The 19,531-nt window shown below is 62.1% G+C and carries 22 protein-coding genes; 5 read left to right on the plus strand and 17 right to left on the minus strand.

Annotated elements, in window-relative coordinates; genetic code table 11:
• Nucleotides 1-8 precede the first annotated feature (8 nt).
• The 4 genes from ACPPVP_RS30440 to ACPPVP_RS30455 form a co-directional block, all read right to left on the minus strand.
• Nucleotides 9-233 (minus strand): hypothetical protein, encoded by a 225-nt coding sequence (locus ACPPVP_RS30440; RefSeq protein WP_426527254.1) that lies wholly within the window; start codon nucleotides 231-233, stop codon nucleotides 9-11.
• 81 nt (nucleotides 234-314) lie between these two features.
• Nucleotides 315-1,013 (minus strand): hypothetical protein, encoded by a 699-nt coding sequence (locus tag ACPPVP_RS30445; protein WP_426527256.1) that lies wholly within the window; start codon nucleotides 1,011-1,013, stop codon nucleotides 315-317.
• Between the two features lie 255 nt (nucleotides 1,014-1,268).
• Nucleotides 1,269-1,511: a hypothetical protein gene (locus tag ACPPVP_RS30450; RefSeq protein ID WP_426527258.1), complete on the minus strand. Its 243-nt coding sequence runs from the start codon at nucleotides 1,509-1,511 to the stop codon at nucleotides 1,269-1,271.
• Nucleotides 1,512-1,630: 119 nt separating this feature from the next.
• The gene (locus tag ACPPVP_RS30455; protein WP_426527260.1) at nucleotides 1,631-2,878 is read right to left on the minus strand and encodes a tyrosine-type recombinase/integrase; all 1,248 of its coding nucleotides are present in this window, start codon (nucleotides 2,876-2,878) and stop codon (nucleotides 1,631-1,633) included.
• An 818-nt stretch (nucleotides 2,879-3,696) separates the two neighbouring features.
• On the opposite strand from ACPPVP_RS30455, the gene ACPPVP_RS30460 reads away from it, so the two are divergent.
• From ACPPVP_RS30460 to ACPPVP_RS30470, 3 genes are all read left to right on the plus strand, one after another.
• Complete coding sequence (locus ACPPVP_RS30460; protein ID WP_426527262.1) at nucleotides 3,697-4,488, plus strand: hypothetical protein; 792 nt, start codon at nucleotides 3,697-3,699, stop codon at nucleotides 4,486-4,488.
• A 389-nt stretch (nucleotides 4,489-4,877) separates the two neighbouring features.
• Nucleotides 4,878-5,465 carry a cupin domain-containing protein gene (locus ACPPVP_RS30465; RefSeq protein WP_426527264.1) on the plus strand — a complete coding sequence of 196 codons (588 nt, stop codon included), beginning with the start codon at nucleotides 4,878-4,880 and terminating at the stop codon, nucleotides 5,463-5,465.
• 132 nt (nucleotides 5,466-5,597) lie between these two features.
• Entirely contained in the window at nucleotides 5,598-6,023 is a 426-nt protein-coding gene (locus ACPPVP_RS30470) for a hypothetical protein (protein WP_426527266.1), read from the plus strand.
• On the opposite strand, the gene ACPPVP_RS30475 is transcribed toward ACPPVP_RS30470, so the two are convergent.
• Nucleotides 6,007-7,368 carry an adenylate/guanylate cyclase domain-containing protein gene (locus ACPPVP_RS30475; protein WP_426527268.1) on the minus strand — a complete coding sequence of 454 codons (1,362 nt, stop codon included), beginning with the start codon at nucleotides 7,366-7,368 and terminating at the stop codon, nucleotides 6,007-6,009. The two genes, ACPPVP_RS30470 and ACPPVP_RS30475, sit on opposite strands and share 17 nt — an antisense overlap.
• A 257-nt stretch (nucleotides 7,369-7,625) precedes the next feature.
• On the minus strand, nucleotides 7,626-8,714 hold the full coding sequence (locus ACPPVP_RS30480) for a TRAP transporter substrate-binding protein (protein ID WP_426527270.1): 1,089 nt from the start codon (nucleotides 8,712-8,714) through the stop codon (nucleotides 7,626-7,628).
• 340 nt (nucleotides 8,715-9,054) lie between these two features.
• Between ACPPVP_RS30480 and ACPPVP_RS30485 the strand changes: the two genes are divergently transcribed.
• On the plus strand, nucleotides 9,055-9,264 hold the full coding sequence (locus ACPPVP_RS30485; RefSeq protein ID WP_426538149.1) for a dodecin: 210 nt from the start codon (nucleotides 9,055-9,057) through the stop codon (nucleotides 9,262-9,264).
• A 100-nt stretch (nucleotides 9,265-9,364) separates the two neighbouring features.
• On the opposite strand, the gene ACPPVP_RS30490 is transcribed toward ACPPVP_RS30485, so the two are convergent.
• From ACPPVP_RS30490 to ACPPVP_RS30500, 3 genes are all read right to left on the minus strand, one after another.
• Nucleotides 9,365-9,583 carry a hypothetical protein gene (locus ACPPVP_RS30490; protein ID WP_426527272.1) on the minus strand — a complete coding sequence of 73 codons (219 nt, stop codon included), beginning with the start codon at nucleotides 9,581-9,583 and terminating at the stop codon, nucleotides 9,365-9,367.
• 165 nt (nucleotides 9,584-9,748) lie between these two features.
• Nucleotides 9,749-10,042, minus strand: coding sequence for a hypothetical protein (locus tag ACPPVP_RS30495; RefSeq protein WP_426527274.1), 294 nt, complete (start codon nucleotides 10,040-10,042; stop codon nucleotides 9,749-9,751).
• Between the two features lie 53 nt (nucleotides 10,043-10,095).
• The gene (locus ACPPVP_RS30500; RefSeq protein ID WP_426527276.1) at nucleotides 10,096-11,397 is read right to left on the minus strand and encodes a sulfite oxidase; all 1,302 of its coding nucleotides are present in this window, start codon (nucleotides 11,395-11,397) and stop codon (nucleotides 10,096-10,098) included.
• A 420-nt stretch (nucleotides 11,398-11,817) separates the two neighbouring features.
• Between ACPPVP_RS30500 and ACPPVP_RS30505 the strand changes: the two genes are divergently transcribed.
• Nucleotides 11,818-12,867, plus strand: coding sequence for an MBL fold metallo-hydrolase (locus ACPPVP_RS30505; protein WP_426527278.1), 1,050 nt, complete (start codon nucleotides 11,818-11,820; stop codon nucleotides 12,865-12,867).
• Between the two features lie 32 nt (nucleotides 12,868-12,899).
• Here the strand turns inward: ACPPVP_RS30505 and ACPPVP_RS30510 are convergent, their stop codons facing one another.
• From ACPPVP_RS30510 to ACPPVP_RS30545, 8 genes are all read right to left on the minus strand, one after another.
• A complete protein-coding gene (locus ACPPVP_RS30510; RefSeq protein WP_426527280.1) occupies nucleotides 12,900-13,418 on the minus strand; it encodes a GNAT family N-acetyltransferase in 519 nt (172 codons plus the stop codon).
• Nucleotides 13,419-13,490: 72 nt separating this feature from the next.
• Nucleotides 13,491-13,901 (minus strand): DUF2000 family protein, encoded by a 411-nt coding sequence (locus tag ACPPVP_RS30515; protein WP_426527282.1) that lies wholly within the window; start codon nucleotides 13,899-13,901, stop codon nucleotides 13,491-13,493.
• Nucleotides 13,902-14,067: 166 nt separating this feature from the next.
• Nucleotides 14,068-14,457: a DUF4189 domain-containing protein gene (locus ACPPVP_RS30520; protein WP_426538151.1), complete on the minus strand. Its 390-nt coding sequence runs from the start codon at nucleotides 14,455-14,457 to the stop codon at nucleotides 14,068-14,070.
• A gap of 165 nt (nucleotides 14,458-14,622) precedes the next feature.
• The gene (locus ACPPVP_RS30525; RefSeq protein WP_426527284.1) at nucleotides 14,623-16,227 is read right to left on the minus strand and encodes an NTP transferase domain-containing protein; all 1,605 of its coding nucleotides are present in this window, start codon (nucleotides 16,225-16,227) and stop codon (nucleotides 14,623-14,625) included.
• On the minus strand, nucleotides 16,224-16,928 hold the full coding sequence (locus tag ACPPVP_RS30530; RefSeq protein WP_426527286.1) for an XdhC family protein: 705 nt from the start codon (nucleotides 16,926-16,928) through the stop codon (nucleotides 16,224-16,226). The genes ACPPVP_RS30525 and ACPPVP_RS30530 overlap by 4 nt, the downstream gene beginning before the upstream one ends.
• The gene (locus ACPPVP_RS30535) at nucleotides 16,925-17,254 is read right to left on the minus strand and encodes an XdhC family protein (RefSeq protein ID WP_025589337.1); all 330 of its coding nucleotides are present in this window, start codon (nucleotides 17,252-17,254) and stop codon (nucleotides 16,925-16,927) included. Before ACPPVP_RS30535 ends, ACPPVP_RS30530 begins: the two co-directional genes overlap by 4 nt.
• 11 nt (nucleotides 17,255-17,265) lie before the next feature.
• Nucleotides 17,266-18,471, minus strand: coding sequence for a vWA domain-containing protein (locus tag ACPPVP_RS30540; RefSeq protein WP_426527288.1), 1,206 nt, complete (start codon nucleotides 18,469-18,471; stop codon nucleotides 17,266-17,268).
• 103 nt (nucleotides 18,472-18,574) lie between these two features.
• On the minus strand, nucleotides 18,575-19,480 hold the full coding sequence (locus ACPPVP_RS30545) for an AAA family ATPase (RefSeq protein ID WP_426527290.1): 906 nt from the start codon (nucleotides 19,478-19,480) through the stop codon (nucleotides 18,575-18,577).
• Between the last annotated feature and the right edge of the window lie 51 nt (nucleotides 19,481-19,531).

A 19,531-nucleotide genomic window follows, 5' to 3' on the forward strand; every position in this document is an offset into this window, starting at 1 on the left:
ATTTCGGGTTAGGTGGTCTTCGCCTGGGGCGGCGGGAGATCGATGGCATCGCAAAGCTCGACGGCATCGCGGCGCGGCGTGATCTTGCGAATGAGGTGTCCGTAGTGACGCCGGAAAGTCGCCTCAGATAAATCGTTGAGGGCCGCCGCCTCTCGGACATTGATTTTGCGCCGACGCTCCGACGGAGACATCTCGGCGAGGGACTGCGTGGCGGTGGTGGAGTTCGGTTTCATGCCGCCGATGATGCCGGCGGAAAAATGTACGGATCAAATGTACAATTGTACAAAAATGTACACGCAGAAAACCGCAGCAACTCAAACCGTACGCGGTGACTTGCGCTTTTTTTGTACAGTTTGCTGGTCGGTTTTGAGCGCCTCGTAGTAGCGAACCCGGACCGTCGATTCGACCTTCCAGGGCTTCGTCACGTTGTCGGCCTTCTGCATCAAGCCGTGCAGGCGGCGGATGTAGGCGGTCGGTCGCTCATTCCGCTGCTTCGGATATTCCTTGCGCGCCCGGTCCAGCCACGCCTTCGGCTCCAGCAACTCTCGCTCTGTTGGCCGTGTCTGCTCCGGGGTTTTTACGTGCCCGGTTGTCGGTGGTGCAATTTCCTTCACGGCGCTGTCGAGGTTTTCGCGCTCAAAAAAGATTGGTGGCCGCATTGAACGAGCCTCGTGCATGTGATCGGTCGTTCTCGTGAAAAAATCACCCATCGAAGCGTGGCGATGCAATTTAACTATCTCTCCGGTGACCGGGTTGCGTGTCTGCGCAACAAGGATGCCTCGACCTATTCTTTCCAGTAGCCACTCATCCGCAAACCGCAGGGCATTATGGTAGGCGCGGTCTATTTCCCGGGCGGCGGTTTCCTTGGTGGCCCGATCTGGAAATGCATCATAGTACGGCGAGGTCGGGTTCAATCGTTCTTCAAGAATTTGCCAACTATTAGGGTTGAGCATTTGAGCCACGATGACCAGCGCGTCGTAGTAGTAGATCCCGTCCGGAGGAATGTCTTTCATTGCTCTTTCGCCAGAGCCTGTCGCATGAATGCGACGCGGCAGGCTGATGCGAAAGTCAGCTTTCGGGAGTTACCCTAGCCGCGTCGGTCAGTGATCTTAGGCGCTAACGGCTAGCCGCACCAGATGAAACGAGGGATAGCCTCATCGATGCGCCTGGCATTATGGCGGGCGCCCAAGAGGGCGGCGCACATCGCCAATAGGCTTAATGGGAGGTAACAGTTTTGGCGGGTGGCGGCGGCCGCGCCTTGTATTCGGCTACGCTGGCCGCTGTCGCTTGGCACGCCAATCGGCTGCAGCCTCAAACGTGATCAGCGTGCGCGTGCCGACCTTCATCTCCCGCGGATTGAGCTGCTGCTTCTTCAGCTTGTAATAGAAGCCCTCGCTGATGCTGTGTGCGGCGCAGAATTGCGGGATCGACATCGCAAGTGTAGGCACGGGCTGCGGCTCGTGGGGATTGGCGTCGCTCAACTTCTTGCCGGTAATTTCTCGTCGGGCCATCGAGTTTCTCCACGTTCCATCATGTGGAGCGCAGTTTACCCGGCTAAAGTAAAAATCGATGCAACTAGGTTTCTAGGAATACGTGCATAGGCGCTATGTCGTCGCAGCTGCCTATTTTCTCACCGCGCCATTTCGACGACGTTCTCGCCCAGCGCCGGTTCATGCTGCAGCAGTGCGTGGCGCGAGATATCGTCGCTGTTCTCGGTGATGTGCCTCGAATAATGTTTTTCGATCATCGCGACGCCGGTGTTGTGCAGCGACGCGACCAGCCTGACCGGTACATTCCGCAGCAACATGCGGACGATGCTGGAATGTCGCAGGCAGTACATCGTCACCTCGGCAGGATCGAGCCCGATGGCGGTGACAGCGTTGTCGACTTGGCGATGATAGTACTGGCCCGGATTCTTATCCCAAGCGCTGCCGTCGCTCTGCAGCAGCAGCGGCGCGCCTTCCGGACCGCCTCTGGAAGCCGCTTTCAGCCTAGCGGCCAGTTGCGTGGTGATAGGAACCGAATAGCGCTCGGCCTTTTTCACGGCGCGGTTTCTCCCGCCCCCCTTGGCCGACTTTGGCATCATCAGCTTCGGTCGCAGCGGATGGTTATGCAGATCCTCGACGCGGAGGCGGACGGCTTGGCTCGGGCGTGCGCCAGTGACGGCCAGCGTATCGGTCAGGAGTCCGAACTGATGATCGAGATTATAGGCGGCGGCAATCAGTTCGCGCACCTTGTCGTCAGAGAGAATGACGTTGCGAACTTCTTGCGCGTTGGGCAGACCAGCAAGTCCGGTTTCCCAAGCATCGCGGTTCTGAATGCGCTTGTCGTGCTGCGCCGCCTGTTCCAGCGCGGCGCGCAGGCAACCACAGAGCCGGTTGATGGTCGATGGTGCCATCGTGCCGAGTAGACCGTCGCGCCATTTCTTGAGCTCGGTGGCGGTGAGCAAGGCCACCGGCTTCGACTGCAGCGCGCTGGTGAGGTGCAGGCGCGGCCACTCGGCGTTATAGGGATTGGCCCCACGCGCTTCCAAATCGCGCCTGTAGGCCTTGAGCGCGCCATCGACGCTGATCGGCGCGCCGTCAAGGTCGTCATCACCGCGCGCCAGTTTCTTTGCTTGATCCTGCGCCTGATAGAACGTCAGCACAGTCTTGGCGTCGGCATCCTCGAAATCATCGGCCAGGGCGAAGGCCTTGGTCCAGTACGCCCCGTGGCCATTGCTGGCCTTCAGTACCCACGTGCCGTTGGTCTTGTTGCGGCGGTACATCAGCGCGATGCCGCGCGCGAGCGACGGACCGCTGTAGGGCCTGCGGCGAATTTTCAATCGAAGCCGTGCACTGCGGCTTTCGAGGGCGGCGAAACTGACCCGGCGTGCCATCTGAAATCGTGTCCCCGTTCCCGCGAAGTGTCGCGATTGTGTCTGTAGAGGCCTATGAAGGCGCGTGACACGTTATGGGGATATTGCGCCGCTGATCAATGGCTTGCGGGGTCCACAGGGCTCCATAGAACTTCATGCGACTCTTTATTTTCCCTGCGCAATGGTTTGACGGCTTATGCCGTGCTCTCCCTGGAGACGAATTCCTTTTGCCTCCATCGCTGCCGGCTCGATGGCTCAACCGATCCGGTCGGATCGCATGCGCCACCGGCAGCTTGACACCAGCCACGGGTGCCAGAACCACACGGTTTTGCCGTACGCTTCAGCGCCGTACGTCCTGCGCGACGTGAACGCTCACGAGTTGCCTCGCCCTGCATCCACCTTCCGCGCCGACGCTGCCGCGTCCACCACATCCCGCCTCGCGTTCGTGACGATCGCGATACGCCCCTCTTGTCGAGACGGGACGCGCGAAAATAGCCACTGATTTGGGGCGACCGTGAAGCGATTTATTTTTGTGGGGGCGACTGGACGACCCAAATCAGATTGAATCCGTTCAGCAAATTAGATTTTACGCGCGCGGCCTTTCCGCCGCGATGGACGACGAATTGAGTGCACTATTGCCGTAATCTCTGACCGGATATGACGCGGAAGTGCAAAATCCATACAAATGATACTGATCGGGATCTTACGATCCTCAGCCCCCTGCGCATCGTCGACCACTTGTATCTGCAAAGCGTCATCGTGCGTTAACGATGCGCGCAAGGGTCTTCTTAAGGGGGCGGGTCGGATAATGATGTCGGCCATTGTCGCACGAGTTCTCCATGGATCGCCCACGCCCCTCCGTCATGACTGCGCTCTTTTGGGCTTACTGGGATTTGTGCCATGTGCTGCAAAAAGCCTGGCGCCCAGCCCTGTTCGCCTTTCTGGCCCTGTCGTTTGGGAGCTTTGCGGCGGTGGTTGGGCCGCGGCTGCTAACGTATGATCCGGCAGGACAAGCGGTGATGCGGCTGGCCATCCTGATTGGCCTTTGTTTCCTGCTGACGCCGTTTTTCCTGGCGGTCCACCGGTTTCTGCTCCTTGGCGAGGCGGCAACGCGATACGATTTCAAACCGTCCAGCCCACGTTTTCAGTTGTTTTTCGGCTGCCTTGCCGTGGGTATTGTTCTGGTTAGTTTTCCATCCACTCTGGCTACTTTCGCGGAGGCGAAGGGCCCTGTCTATTACTTCGGTCGGCCTCCCCCCGATGTCGATTCCACGATCGTAACGGTTGCGCGTATGGTCATGTGGGTCATCGTCACGCAGTTTCTCGTGCTTTTTCCGGCAGTGGCTGTCGATGCACCCGGGGCCGGCTGGCAAAATGCGTACAACGATTCATGCAATCACATCTGGTTTGTGCTTGCGGTAACGATCCTGCCGTTCATTCCAATCCGATTGCTCGCCGTCGCGGTCACGCCCCTGCTTCGGTTCTCGCCGGGGAGCCTGATCGGACTGGTCGCAGGCATGCTGTGGGTCGGCGCAACGCTGCTTATTGCATTGACACTCGGGGCCGTGATCGCATCGCGCCTCTACCAGGTCGTCGGCGATCGGCTGAACACGCCATTGCGCCAAGGGTAGGATTGCGCGACGCACAATACCCAAACTGTGACGACGACAGAGCCTTCTTGCACCCATGACTTCAGACCGATGACTTCAGGCCCATGACTTCCGGGCTCGACCTAGCCGGAAGTAGAGTGGCCATTGTTCCTGCCCTTGCTACAGTTGTGGGAAGCGCGCCGTTCATTTCTTGATTGAAGAAGTGCGCGCATTGCACGTTACAATGGAGGACACAGATGGGCAGGTTCTCTCGGCAGTTTTCTCGGCGGTTCGCTTGGCGCTGGTGGCCGCGGAGCAAAAACAGTTCCCGTGATGAGGCGGAGCTTTCTTCCAAACCATTTGACGGCGGGGATCGACGCCAACTGCTGCAGGCGCTCTCAGCCCTGGTCGGCGGCGGCGCCCTCTCTGCGATGTCACAACCCGCCGAAGCCAAGGATGCGAGCGAGCTGCCACCGCCGAGGCGCGCGCTGACCGGCCGCGATGAAGCCGGCAAGTCGGTGTTCAAGTCCTTTGACGTCACCTCCAAGGTGGCGGAGATCGTTTCCAATCCGGGACTGACGTTCTATGAACTCTACATGACCGAAGGCGTACCCGCTCTCACCGGTCTGGAGCCGGACCCGATGCTCAAGGGAACGAAAGACTTTCCCGGTCCGGGCGGCACGCTGTTTCGTCTGATTTCGTATCCGCCCAAGCGTCCCGAAGGCTACAAGCCGCCGCCGGGCGTCACCTTCGAGAGCGCGCTGCAAGAATTGTCGGACAAGGTCCCCGGCATGGGCAACCATTTCGACCGCAGCGCGCCCGGCATGCACACGACGGATACCATCGACTACGGGGTCGTGGTTCGCGGCGAGATGACGCTGGAATTGGACGACGGAAAGATCGTGCATTTGCGCCAGGGCGATTGCATCGTGCAAAACGGCACCCGGCATCGCTGGCGCAACCCGTTGCCGGAGCCCTGCCTGATGGCCTACGTCTCGGTTGGCGGGAAGCGCGGCTAACGTTGCCTCCTCAAGGCGCCATCGCGATCCGACCAAAGCCTAATAGTGCCGAGGATATCAGCGGGTATTGTTGCAAGCTGCCGCCAGAGGCGCCCTCGCCTGGCGGGAAAAAAGAAAAGAAAGGGTGACCGCATGACGTCAGACGGCATCGCCTTGGCCGCCATTGTCATCCTGCTTTTTCCGATGGGTTACTTTTTTCTGGCGGCGCCCGCCTTTCTGCTGGTCAAGCTCGACATTGCAGAAGTCACCCAGCTGTTGCGCGGCATGTTCAATGTCCATTTTCTGATGACAGGCATTGCCGGCGGCATCGGGACGGTGACCTTTGCGCTGACGGGTCGACCGGTTTTCGCGATTGGCGTTGCCTTGATCGCGGCTTTCGCGCTCTGGGCGCGGGGCTGGTTTCTGCAGCAGTGGGACGCCCAGCTCAGCGCCAGGGATGCCGGCGACGCCGCCGCGGTGCGCCGGCTGCGGCGGCTGCATCTGGGCGGCATGCTGTGCAACGCGATATTGCTGTTCGCGATCGTCGCCAGCATTCCCTATGTCAGCGCGACGAGTTGATCGGGTTCACTGTCGGTAGTGAAGCAGACGTTTCAATTTGCCGAGATTGATCTCCCGAAGCGGATACCGGCAGTATCTCATGTCCAAGAAACCAGGTGCGCGTCGGGCCGATGCCACGAATCTCGACGATGCCCCGCTCGTCGAAACAGAACGCATCCTGGACGATGGCGCGAAACGCGTCGGAGACCTGAATTCGTCCTGGCATGCTGTGCGCTTCCATACGCGAGGCCATGTTTACGGCATCGCCCCAGACGTCGTAGGTGAATCGGGTGTCACCGATGATGCCTGCCGTGGCGCTGCCGGTGTGGAGGCCAATCCGTAACGCGAGACGCTTGCCGCCCAGCGCGGGGAGATCAGCTTGGGATCGCAGGATCGCGAGGGCGAGCTTCGCAGTCGCGACGGCCTGCCCGCGCGAGTCGCCGGTCAGGCCGCCGGCCGCCATGTAGCGATCGCCGATAGTCTTGATCTTCTCAACGTTATTTTCGGCGCAGAGTCGATCGAAGCAGCGCACCATGCCGTCGAGATAATCGATGATCTCCTCTGGCGGCAGATCGTGCGCCGCCTTCGTGAAACCGACGACATCGGCGAACAGGACCGTTAGCCCCTCGATCCGATCGGCGATGCGGTCCTCCTGGCCCGAAGTCAGCCGTGCGACGATCGGCGGAGGAAACACCGTGTTCATCAACGCAGACGAGCGGACATACTGGGCCTGTAGCCCAGTCTCCACCTTGCGCAGGGTCGCTACTGCAAAGAAGACCATGAACGCCATGACGGTTAGCGTATTGAGGAAAGCATGCGCCGCTATGAGTTCGCGCAGCGCATGGTTCTCGGGAAGGAACAGTCCTTCCCTCGGCGCAAGTTTCATCGATACCAGCATGCAGGCGACGGCGACGGCAAGCCAACCTGCATAAGTGCGCCAATGCTCCACTCCAAAAATGAAGATCAGGACGCCGCCAGCCAGCGTATAATAGACGTAGATCTGGCCGTTGCTTCCGTAGCCCCAGTTCATCAAGAAGAGACAGGAAAGATCAATCACCACCAGCATATGAGCGCCCAGATTGGGCCCATACCGGTGCAGACGGTGAATAAAAAGCAATGCAATGGCAGTCGTGGCAAGAATGATATGCAGGATAAGGAAAGCTGTGAACTCGTGAAGGGCACCGACTATCAACTGCGAAGCGGCGCAAAACGCGGAGGCATACGAGAAGATATTCGTGAGCCGCTGCAGCCGTATCACCTGCGGATCCTTCGACGTGATGCCGAGGTCCGCCAAGCGTTCGACCCATGGAGGCAAGTAGATTTTCGCGGATTCCTGGCCGCGAACGAGCTCCTTCAGGTGGTTCATCGTACGTCCCCCTGCTCTTCTGCTCTACCAGTATAAAGCAACGTGGAGACGCAGCTATGCCCGATTCCGCCTGTGGCCCATGGCGGACGTCGTTATCGTGTCGGTGAATGTTCGGGGTAAGAGCGGACGGAGGCAGCGCGCAGGCGGTTAGCCGCGGGCGCAATCCGCCGGTGCATCTCACATGAGATGGCGGATTACGCTTCGCTAATCAGCGTTGCGCCCTAAACCAACCGGAAACTCCGAGCTCCCGATCGCACTCACCCCTTGCGCATTTTGCCGAGCAGATAGTTGTCGTAATAATTTTCCGCGATCTGCGTGTAGAACAGCACTTCCTTCATATACGCGTCGTGGCTTTCCTTGGTCTTCTTGAACAGCGGGCTCTTCTCCGCGATCTCGTTCAGATGGTCCTGGGTTGCCTTGTAGCAGGCCTCCATGACCGGTTGCGGGAACGCGCGCAGCTCGGCGCCACCGGCGATAAGCCGCTTCAGCGCGGCCGGATTGACGCTGTCATATTTTTCGATCATCCACGCGCCCGCGGCCGAGGCAGCCTGGTTGACGATCGCCTGGTACTGCTTCGGCAGTGAATTCCACTTCTCGTCGTTGACGATCATGTGCAGCATGGCGCCGCCTTCCCACCAGCCGGGGAAGTAGTAGTATTTTGCGACCTTGTAGAAGCCGAGCTTCTCGTCGTCGTAAGGGCCGACGAACTCCGCGGCGTCGATTGTCCCCTTCTCGAGCGCCGGATATACATCTCCACCCGCGATCTGCTGCGGCACCACGCCGAGTTTGGCGAGCACGTGGCCACCCATGCCGGCGATGCGGAACTTGAGGCCATTGAGATCATCGACCGTCTTGATCTCCTTGCGAAACCAGCCGCCCATCTGCGTGCCGGAGTTGCCGCACAGGATCGCATGCGTCTTGAAGGGTTTCAGCGCCTCGTTGCAGAGTTCGGCGCCGCCGCCGAACGACCACCAGGAATGCTGGTGGCGATGGTTCATGCCGAACGGCGCGCCCGTGGCATAGGCCAGCGCCGGCTCCTTGCCGATGTAGAAATAGAGCGGCGTCTGCGCCATCTCGACGGTAGCCGAGCTCACGGCATCGAGCGCCTGCAGGCCGGGCACGATCTCGCCCGCCGCAAAGGTCTGGATCTGAAACTTGTTGTCGGTGGCATCAGCGACGTATTTCGCAAAGGTCTGCGCGGTGCCGAAGATGGTGTCGAGCGATTTCGGAAAACTCGAGGTCAGGCGCCACTTGATCTCGGGTGAGCTTTGCGCGATCGCAGGCGCCGCAACCAGCGTCGTCGCGCCGGCCAGGGCGCCGCCTTTGAGAAATGTACGGCGTTTCATGATGTGCTCACTCCCTTGAAATGCAAGTCCAGGAGCCTTCCGGGACCATTTGGCCCGCACCATAACGAACTTCAGGGCATGCGTGGAAGCGCGAAACTGAACCATTTGGTGGGGTGCCGCCTGACACCGAAGCCATGGCGCGGCCACGCTGGATGGACATCCTCTCAGGCGCGCGCCTATCAGACGGTCCAACCCCCTGCCCCGCCAATCATGACGGGTCGTCGGAACCCGGATGAGGGCATGGCGTTGGCTCACGTCGGATCAAGACCCGCCAGGGGAGATAACCCGGATTGCTCCCTGCACCTGACAACGGAGGTTCGCCGTGCCAGCTCCCGCCGAAATGCATGACCATGTTTACAAGATCCTCGAACTCGTCGGCTCTTCCGAGAAAAGCATCGAGGATGCCATTCAGAATGCGATCACCCGCGCGTCAAAAACCATTCGCTTCATGAAATGGTTCGAAGTGGTGCAAACGCGAGGTCACATCGAAGAGGGATCGGTGCGCCACTACCAGGTCACCTTGCGGGTTGGATTTACCCTGGAGGGGTAATTCCCGACGCGACTGCAGGATGAGCAGCGTGAGTCAAAGGAGCCGACGCATCTGATGCGTGCGGACGGGGCCTGCCGGCGGATCGAATGGGCGTCCGCTATTACGCGGTCAGCGAACTATCGGCGCCCGCCGGGCCCGCGCGCTCGCGCAACTGATCGAACTCGCCGGGCTGATAGGTGGCGCCGTCGGGCGTTACGATCTCGACGTTCCAGCAGCCGTCCGAGATCAACTCCCCGGCTTTCTTCAACGCAGCCGGAACCGATGCCCGATTGAGGGTCACGTTTCCCGCCGTATCCTGCGCAGTAATCAAGAACCTCATCGGACCGCCTCCCGGCGCAAGCCGGCAACCATTCTGGCCGGGAGCGCGTCTGCGTCAAGGGCATAAGCAGGACTTACAATTCCACATCCCGTGTGATTTTGGGGTCGTCGTTATCCGGGCACCTCTGGCGTTCCCTGTCGGGCCGCTTGTTTCATATCCGGGCATTCACTTCGCAAACGGGTTCACCCAGCCTCCCCGGCCGGCCGGCGCGCGCGGCGGATAGGCGGTCTCCAGATAGTTCAGCACCTTGTCGCGGTCCTTGTCGTCGAGCGGCGGCATGTTGTGGCGGCGAATCATCAGGTTGATCGAATCCTCCCACTGCGCGCGCGTCAGGCCCTGCTGCGCCACCAGGCGGAAACCGTGGCAGGCGGTGCAGGCGTAAAAGGTCTCGTCGCGGCCGGCGCCCGCGGCAAACTCCTCCGGGCTTTCCTCGCGCGGGGTGAAAGTCGTTTGCGCCATGGCCGGCGAAACCCAAAGCATGCCGGCCATAGCGAGCCACGCCAAGCGCACCGTCATCCGACCAGCACGGCGATGCGCTGCATGGCGTTGCCGCCATAGCCTTGCGGATTCCAGAAGCCGGCCTGATGCGGCTGCATCGCGCCCTTGGAATCGGTGGCGCGCGCCCAGATTTCGAAATAGCCGTCGGTCGGCAGTTTGAGGGTCGCGGTCCAGCGCTGCCAGTCATACTTGTTCTTCGGCTTTTCCAGCGTGGCCCGTTGCCAACTCGCGCCGAAATCGGTCGAGACATCCACCTGCTTCACGGTGAGATCGCCGGCCCAGGAGGCGCCGCGCAGTTTCAGCTCCTTGGTGCCGGCGGCGAACTTGGCGCCGTTCGCGGGATTGGTGATGATGGAGCGCACCGGCATCGATTCCAGGATACGGAAATTGGCCGGATCGGCCTTGCCCCCAGGCACCATCGGCTTGATCGCCGTCCGATAGGAAAACTCCGTCATGCCGGGGCCGTCATGCTCCTTGTCGCGGATAGTGATGCGCGTCAGCCACTTTTGCGAGGCCGAGCCCGCCCAGCCCGGCACGATCAGGCGCACCGGCCCGCCATGGATGTTCGGCAGCGGCTTGCCGTTCATGGCCCACACGATCATCGTGTTCGGATCCATCGCCTTTTCGATGCGCACGCCGCGCGAGATGGTCGGCTTGCCGGCATCGCCCGACAGATGCAGATCGGCGGCGTAATGCGCGGTGTATTTCGCGCTGGGCTTGAGGCCGGCCTTCTTGAGCAGATCGGCGAGCGCAACGCCGGTCCATTCGGCGCAGCCCGCGCCGCCATTGGTCCATTGGTTGCCGCGCGCGGGCGGCGAAAAGCCGGCGCGGCCGTTGCCGCCGCATTCCAGCACCATGCGGCGCGTCACCGCCTTATACTTCGATTTCAGTTCGCCGAGCGTGATCTCGATCTTGTTGTTGACCTCGCCGTCGATGGTGATCTTCCAGGCGTCGGGATCCTTTGCCTCCTCGGGAATCTGCCCGTTGTTGCGGATGTAGAATTTCTCGATCGGCGTGGTGTCGTCGTCGAGCAGGCTTTCCGGCGTCTCGGCCACCAGCGGCTTTTCGCCGAGCACGACGAGGCCTTCGTTCTTGCCGGGGAATTTCAGGTATTGTGGTCCCTTCGCTGCGGCTGGCGCAGCGGCCGGAGCCGCCTGCGCGTGGGCCTGCGGAATGCCTATGCCGTCGCGCGACAGCGGCAGGACGCCGCCGATCACGGCGCCGATCGCCGCCAGGCCTGAACTGCCCAAAAATCTCCGCCGGCTGGTATCGAAACTGTTGCCGCCAGCCGTATTGCCCCCGGTTTCCCGCGCCATGAAGTTCTCTCCCTTGTCGCCCGCTCCCGGGCTTTCTTGGCCGGACTCCCCTCCGGGAATCCAACTGGCAGGAGTATTTGCGGTTTGCGTCTGCCTCGCAAGGCCGCCGGCACGCTCGCAGTTAAACTTCAACCCGCCGACGATATTGTCGATCACTTGCACTCGGCGCGCATCGCAATCCCGACTTTGGTAGTGACACCTGCGGGGCTGGAGCGTAGTTTTCCAGCGCGCTGACCAGCGGGCAACGTCTTGATCGAAAGAGTCCCGAATGGTCCCCGCGACCGGCTGATCACTTAAGCCGCCTTGGCGCGAGATGAGATCGACTGCACGACGGGCGAGATTGACGCAGACGCCCGATCGCGACTCGCATGAGATTGTTGCAGGCATGGGCAATGGGGACCTCGAAGAGGAGGAACTTCCATGGGACTTCGTACAACGCTGTTTCTTGCCGCCGCACTTGCCGGCGCTGCCGTCCTGGTTGCCCCGGCGCGCAGCGTGGCGGCTGAGCCCGCTGGCCAGATCACCATCCTCTACGACGCTTTCGGCACAGATGCAGCGATGAAAAAGGATTGGGGCTTCTCCGCGCTCGTGGAAATCTCCGGCAAGCGAATCCTGTTCGACACCGGCAACGACGCGGACATCTTCGCAGCCAACGTCAAGGCAAAGAACATCGACCTCACCAGCATCGACTTCGTGGTGCTGTCACACCGCCACTCCGATCACATGGCTGGCCTGAACCATGTTCTGAGCGTGAATCCGACGGTGAAGATCTACGCACCCAGGGAAGGATTCGGCATTTACGGTTCGGCGCTGCCGTCGAGCTTCTACCGGAAGGACGAGACCTTGCCTTCAGAGATGCGCTACTACGGCGGCAAGCCGCCGGAAGTCATGAAGTTCGGCACGGTCTGGCCGCGAGCCAATATCGAGCTTATCGACAAGACAACGGAAATCGCCCCCGGCATTACGCTGCTGGCGCTTGTGTCCGATGCCCCTGGCACGAAAGAGCTCAAGGAGTTGTCGCTCGCCGTGAACACATCGGACGGCATCGTGCTCGTGGTCGGCTGCTCGCACCCCGGGATCGAAAAAATCGTCGAGGCGGCGACCGCCATCAATCCGAAAATTCGCTTGATTGCCGGCGGCTTCCACCTCGTCGTCGCTCCCGACGAGGTCATTGCCAAAGCCGTGGCAGCGCTCAAGGACACGTTCAAGGTGGAGAGCATCGCTCCGGGCCACTGCACCGGTGAGCCGACCTTCGCAGCATTGAAGCAGGCTTACGGGAATCGATACCTTTATGCGGGTGTTGGCACCTCGCTGGCGCTGGGACCAGCCACGGGTTCTGTTGGGCGACGTGGCGAAGGACCGGCGCTCCAGGAGAATGATCTGGCCGGCTACCGGAAGCTGGCCCAGCGGGAAGACCCGTTTGGCCTCCTTCGGGCGCAGCAATCACGGTCGAGACTTTCGCGCCAGTGAAGGCTGAACCACCTGCCCCGCGCCGTCGCAGGTCAGTCATTGCGATGCCGGAGATTCGTTCTCATCACGTAATTTTCGTAAGCCCGATCGGCGATCACGAAATCCGTGGAGCCGATCCGGGTAAAACCATGTCGTACATAGAAGTCGATGGCCTGGCGGTTTTCGGCTTCGACCTTCAGCCAGGCGCTTTCGGCGCCCATGTGCCTGCAGTGGTCCAGGGCATGACGCAACAGCGCGCCGCCCCTTCCACCCGACTGATGCCGCGGCTGAACATACAGGGTCATGATTTCCAGCGGCGAGCAACCGGGCAGCGGGGATGTGGCCGCCGAACAGAGCTTCACGAAACCATCAATTCCGCTCCGGTTCTCCGATACCCAGATCGCCAGATCGGGATCGCCGATCGCGGTGTGAAACTTCTGCGCCGTGAATTCCGCAAGAACATAGTCCGCGAATAACGGACTGACGCCATCGCGGAGATAGGTGTTCACCCAGACCTCGATGCTCACCGCAGCCAGACTGGACGCATCTCGTTCTTCAGCCTTCCTGATCATGCTGCTCACATCCTTGCATGAGCCTTCGAAGCAGACGCCGGCCGGCCGCTTTGAATTTATCGGCGCCACGCGCTAGCTGTGAAACTTCAGTCCGTCGACGATCTTGTCAATCACCTTGCGCTTGGCGCGCATCGCGAGCCCGACCAGATTGAGCTCGGCGCGAATCACGGCGCGTACCACCTCGCGGTTGGCGGCGTCGTGGGTGGTCTTGAACATGTCCTCGGTATAGACCGCGGGCGTGACGTTGCGTGCCAGCGCCCGTTCGAGCGCGCGGGAAAGCGCTGGCCGGTCGGCGCCATAGATCAGGATCGGCTGGCCGATCAGCGACAGATATTTCGTGCCTGAGCCGTCGCCATAGGGTTCGCCGATGGATTCGGGAAACGCGGCAGCAATGCCGCCGGCGAGGAACGAAGCGACGTTGAGCTTCTGCCACGGTTCGAGATCGGTCCGGATCACGACCGCGATCTTGGTGTCGAATTGCATGAGATTGTCTGCACCGTTAGGATTGCACGGAACTCAGCCCCTCATGGTGAGGAGGCGCGTAAGCGCCGATCCGGACGATGCTTCGCATCGCCAGGAGAACCATGTGGCCCGCGTCCATCCTTCGAGACGCGCGCAAGGGCGCGCTCCTCAGGATGAGATCAGTATATCACCCCTTGGCGTCGCAGGCCCAGGCGCGGATCACGCATTCCTTGCCGCCGAATTCGTAACATTTCTTGGTCGCCGCGTTGAGCGAACTGGAAATTTTCGGCTTTACGGCATAGCCGTGGGCGCCGCACGGATTGGCCATGTCGACCGCGAACGCGGCGCAGGCGCGCTTCATGGCTATGGCGGTGCAATTGCCCTTGCACTGCTTCAACGCCGCGGCGCGCGCGGCTTCCTCAGCGGGATAGTCGTAGGCCTTGCCGTAGGCGCCGCATTTGCCGACGGCGAATGCGCCCGCCGCCCATGCCCCGGTGATGTAGCCTGAGACGCCCAGTATCAACGTCAGCGCAAGGATAAAAAGCGCGCGGCGCCGTGCCGCGACGGTCGAAACGATCAAAATCCCCTCCCCCGAGGTAACGGGAAGAATCTAGCCGGGAGGGAGTTTCAACTTGGTGAACGGAACGCTTCGTAGGGTGGGCAAAGCGAAGCGTGCCCACCACCTATCGTCGAGCACTGCCTTGAATGGTGGGCACGCTACGCTTTGCCCACCCTACGTAGGCTACGACCCTCGCGCCGCCTCGAGCGCCTGCGGGGTGTCGATGTCGAGGAAGGCGCTCTGGCCATCGACCGGGACTTCTGCCACCGCCTCGGCGTGCTTGGCGATGAGGTGACGGGCGCCGACGTCGCCGTCGAGCGTCATCAGCTCCTTGAAGAAACGCCTCGACCATAGCACCGGATTGCCGCGGCGGCCGTCGCTGACGGGGACGGCGATCAGATGGCCGCGATCCGGCGCAAAGGTTTCGATCAGCTGGTCGATCAGTTTGGCCGAGATCAGCGGCATGTCGCCGAGGCAGACGACAGCGCCGTCGGCTTTTTCGGACACCGCCGCGATGCCGGCCTTGACGGAGGATGCCAGCCCACCGGCGAAATCCGGATTGCGGACGAATTTTACGTTAAGGCCCGCCAGCGCCTGCTCGACCAGGTCAGCCTGATGGCCGGTGACGACGATGACATCCGTTGCCCTGGAGGCCAGCGCCTGCTCGGTCACGATCCGCACCAGCTTTTTTCCGTCGAGTTCCGCGAGCAGCTTGTTGGGACCACCCATCCGGGTCGAGCGCCCGGCGGCCAGAACGATGGCAGCGACGTTGCGGTTGGCTTCGAGGTCGGCCACGGTGCGCGGCTGCGGCCGCGTGACGATTTCCATCAAGAGACCGCCGACGCCCATGCCGGTCAGCTCGGCGCGCGTGACCTTGAGCCCGGCGAGAAGCCGCATCAGCACCCAGTCAAAACCGTTTTCAACCGGCGAGCGCGCGCAACCCGGCGCGCCCAGCACCGGCACACCACCGGCGCTGCCGATCAGCAGCAGATTGCCGGGATCGACCGGCATCCCGAAATGCTCGATCTTGCCGCCGATCTCGGTGATCGCGGCCGGGATCACGTCGCGGCGGTCGGCGATCGCGGAGGCGCCGAACACGATCACGAGTTCGGCGCCGAGGCCGAGCAATTCCTTGATCGATGCCGCCAGATCAGCCTCGTCGTGCGGCACGCGGCGCTCGGCAATGATGCTGGCACCGGCAGGCGCGAGCCGCTCCGCCGTCACCCGCAGGGTCTTGTCGATCACCTTTGGCGCGAGCCCCGGCAGCAAGGTCGAGACCACGCCAACCTTCCTGATCATATAAGGCGCAATGCGCAGTGTGTCCTTGCCCGCGACATCGACGGCCGCATCGCGCAGCTTGGCTTCGACACCGAACGGAATGAGTTTGACGGTCGCGATCATCTCGCCTTCGACCACCGGCTTGAAGGCCGACAGCGTCGCAAACGTAATGGCTTCGTCGACGCCGTTGATGCGATCGACCGCGGCGCGATCGACCACCAGCACGCCGGCCTGCGCCGCGAACAGATTGGAGCGGCCGGTGAAGGCGCGCTCGACATTGACGCCCTCGCCCGCAACCGCCTGCGCGATGCTGGCGGCAGCCTCGTCCTCGGAGACGTCGCCTTTCTCCAGCCGGACCACGACGACTTCTTTCACGCCCGCCTTTTTGAGCGCCTCAACCTCGGCCGGGCCGACCGTGGTGCCCTTCTTGAGCACCAGTGACCCCTGCCGCAGCGTATGCACGGTGACGCCGCCAATCGCGTCGGCCGGACTGGCGGGACCGAACTTCATGCTGCCTGAACCTTCGCGGTTTCTTTCGGCAGCCGCAGCTCGGCGGTGATCTCGGCCATGATCGAGACCGCGATCTCCGACGGCGACACCGCGCCAATGGAAAGCCCGATCGGCGCATGGATGCGCGCGATGTCGGCGTCCGATGCCCCTTGCGCCTTCAGCCGCTCGGCGCGCTTGGCGTGGGTTTTTCGCGATCCCAGCGCGCCGATATAGAAGCAGTCGCGCGCAAAGGCGTGCAGCAGCGCCGGATCGTCGATCTTCGGATCGTGCGTCACCGCGACGAACGCCGTGTAGTGATCGATGTTGAGCGGCGGCAGCGCCACGTCCGGCCATTCGGCGATCAGCGGCACGTCGGGAAAGCGCTCGGGGCTTGCAAAGGCCGTGCGCGGGTCCACCACCGTCACGTCATAGTCGAGCGAGCGCGCCAGCGGCGCCAAGGCCTGACTGATATGGACCGCGCCGACGATCACGAGCCGCGCGGTCGGCGCGTAGACATTGAGGAACAGCTTTTTGCCGCCGCTCTCGACCATGCCGCTCTTGCCCATGCGGAGCTGTTTTGACAGTTCAGCGCCCAGGGGATCGGTCGCGATATCCTTGGCCTTCACCAGCCGCTGCTCGCCATTGGCGGTATCGGTGATCACGATGACCGGCCGGCGCCCGGCGCGCTCAACGTTTACCTGCGTCAGGGTTTCCAGTTTCACGACTGACCGACCTTCTCGACGAAAACGCGGATGGTTCCGCCGCAGGATAATCCGACATTCCAGGCGGTCTCGTCGGCGACGCCGAATTCCAGCATTTTGGGCTTGCCGCTGGCGATCACGTCCAGCGCTTCGGTGACGACGGCGCCCTCGACGCAGCCGCCCGAGACGGACCCTAAAAACGTGCCGTCATCGTTGATGACGAGGCTGGAGCCGGCCGGCCTCGGCGCGGAGCCCCAGGTCTCGACCACGGTCGCCAGCGCCACGCCGTGGCCGGCCTTCTGCCAGTTCTCGGCGGCCTGCAGGATATCTTCGTCGCGGTTGAGCATGTGAGGCCCTTTCAAGCTGCGGAGCGGATGCGACTGATGTGGTGCGGCGGGGGCGGTGCGGAAAGCGCCCCGATCAGCCCCTCCATCGAAGTCAAGTTATGCACCGGGCGGAATTCGTCAACGTGCGGCAGCATCATTTTGATACCCTGGGCCTTGGCCTCGAAGGCGCTGTAGCGCAGCAGCGGGTTCAGCCAGATCAGGCGGCGGCAGGAGCGGTGCAACCGGTCCATCTCGAAGGCGAGCTTGTCATCGGCCTCCCGTTCTAGCCCGTCGGATATAAGGAGAACGATCGCGCCCTGGCCGAGCACCCGCCGGCCCCACAATTTGTTGAACGTGTGCAGCGAGGTCGCGATCCGGGTACCGCCGGCCCAGTCCTCGACCGAGGACGAACAGCTCGCCAGCGCCTCGTCGGGGTCGCGTGCCCGCAACGAACGCGTCACATTGGTCAGCCGCGTGCCGAACAGGAACACGGACACCCGTTTGCGGGCGTCGGTAATGGCATGGAGGAAATGCAGGAACAGGCGAGTATATTCGCTCATCGAGCCGGAGATATCGAGCAGCGCCACGATCGGCGCCGGCTTGTCGATCCGGCCGAGCTTTCTGATGTCGATGATCTCGCCGCCGGTGCGCAGCGAACTGCGCAAGGTGCGGCGCATGTCCAGCCGCAGGCCCTTGGCGTCGGGCTGGTAGCGACGGGTCCGCAACTCGGCCTGCGGCAGCTTCATGTTGGCGATGGCGCGGGTGACCTCGGCGATCTCGGCCGCGCTCATCTGCGCAAAATCCTTTTTCTGCAGGACCTCCTTGTCGGAAACCGACAGCCGCAATTCCTGCTCCTGCACCTGCGGCGCCTCATCGCGCATCGACGGCTGCGCCAAAGCCTCCTGCACGCGGCGCGAGGCCGGCGGCGGCTTCTTCTTGGCGTGGTCCGGCAGCGGCACCGAATCCAGCATGTGCTTCCAGTCTTCGGCGGCGCGGAAGAACAGGCCGAACGCCTGCGCAAAGATCAGCATATGTTCGCGCCGCTTGACGAAGATCGCCTCCAGGGTGGTGTAGACGTCGGCACGGTGGCCGATCTCGATCGCCTGCAGCGCGTTGAGCGCATCGATGACGGCGCCGGGGCCGACCGGAATCCCGGCCGCGCGCAGCGCGCGGGCAAAGCCGACGACGTTGTCGGCCATATGGCCGGTGGGAGGATTGAGGTGGTCGATATTTGTCATGAGACCAATCTCTATCGTCATTCCGGGGCGCGCCCCTTGGCGCGAACTATGATGTGCAATTGCACATCCTAGTTCACGCTTCGCGTGCCCCGGAATGACGAACTCAGTCGCTCGTCGCTTCCTTCAAAACCTTCTGCAGCGTGTCGCCCTGCATCCGCGCGATGTCGTCCTGGTACTTCAGCAGCGCGCCGAGCGTGTCGCCGACCAGTTGCGGCGTCAGCGAGCGGGCGTCGAGTTCGGTCAGCGCGGTGGCCCAGTCGATGGTCTCGGCGACGCCCGGCGACTTGTAGAAATCCTGGTCGCGCAGCGCCTGCACGAAGCGGACGACCTGCTGCGAGAGTTTCGCAGAGATACCGGGCACGCGCGACTTGACGATCGCCAGTTCGCGCTCGGCGTCAGGATAATCGACCCAGTGATAGAGACAGCGCCGCTTCAGCGCGTCATGGATTTCGCGGGTGCGATTGGACGTGATGATAACGATCGGCGGCTGCGGCGCCTTGATAGTGCCGAATTCGGGGATGGTGACCTGGAAGTCGCTGAGGATTTCCAGAAGATACGCCTCGAACGCCTCGTCGGCGCGGTCGAGCTCGTCGATCAGAAGCACCGGCGCGCCGGCGACGTCAGGCTCCAGCGCCTGCAGCAGCGGACGCTTGATCAGAAAGCGCTCGGCAAAGATGTCCGACGACAATTGGTCGCGGTCGGTATCGCCGGCGGCTTCCGCCAGCCGGATCGCGATCATCTGCGCCGCGCTGCTCCACTCATAGACGGCGGAGGCCACGTCGAGGCCTTCGTAGCATTGCAGGCGGATCAGCTTGCGCCCGAGCGCCGCTGACAGAACCTTTGCAATCTCGGTCTTGCCGACGCCGGCCTCGCCTTCGAGAAACAGCGGCCGTCCCATGCGCAGCGACAGATAGGTCACCGTCGCCAGCGACCGCTCGGCCAGATAGCCGCGCGAGGTCAGGAGCTCCAGCATCGCATCGACGGATGTGGGTAGCGCCGATGCACTCATGGAAAAGCCAATCTTGATAAGCCAGGAGCCTTTTCGGTTCTGATTGAATCA

Origin of the sequence: Bradyrhizobium sp. McL0615, from assembly GCF_049993905.1 — a bacterium.
In the GTDB taxonomy this organism is placed as follows: Bacteria; Pseudomonadota; Alphaproteobacteria; order Rhizobiales; family Xanthobacteraceae; genus Bradyrhizobium.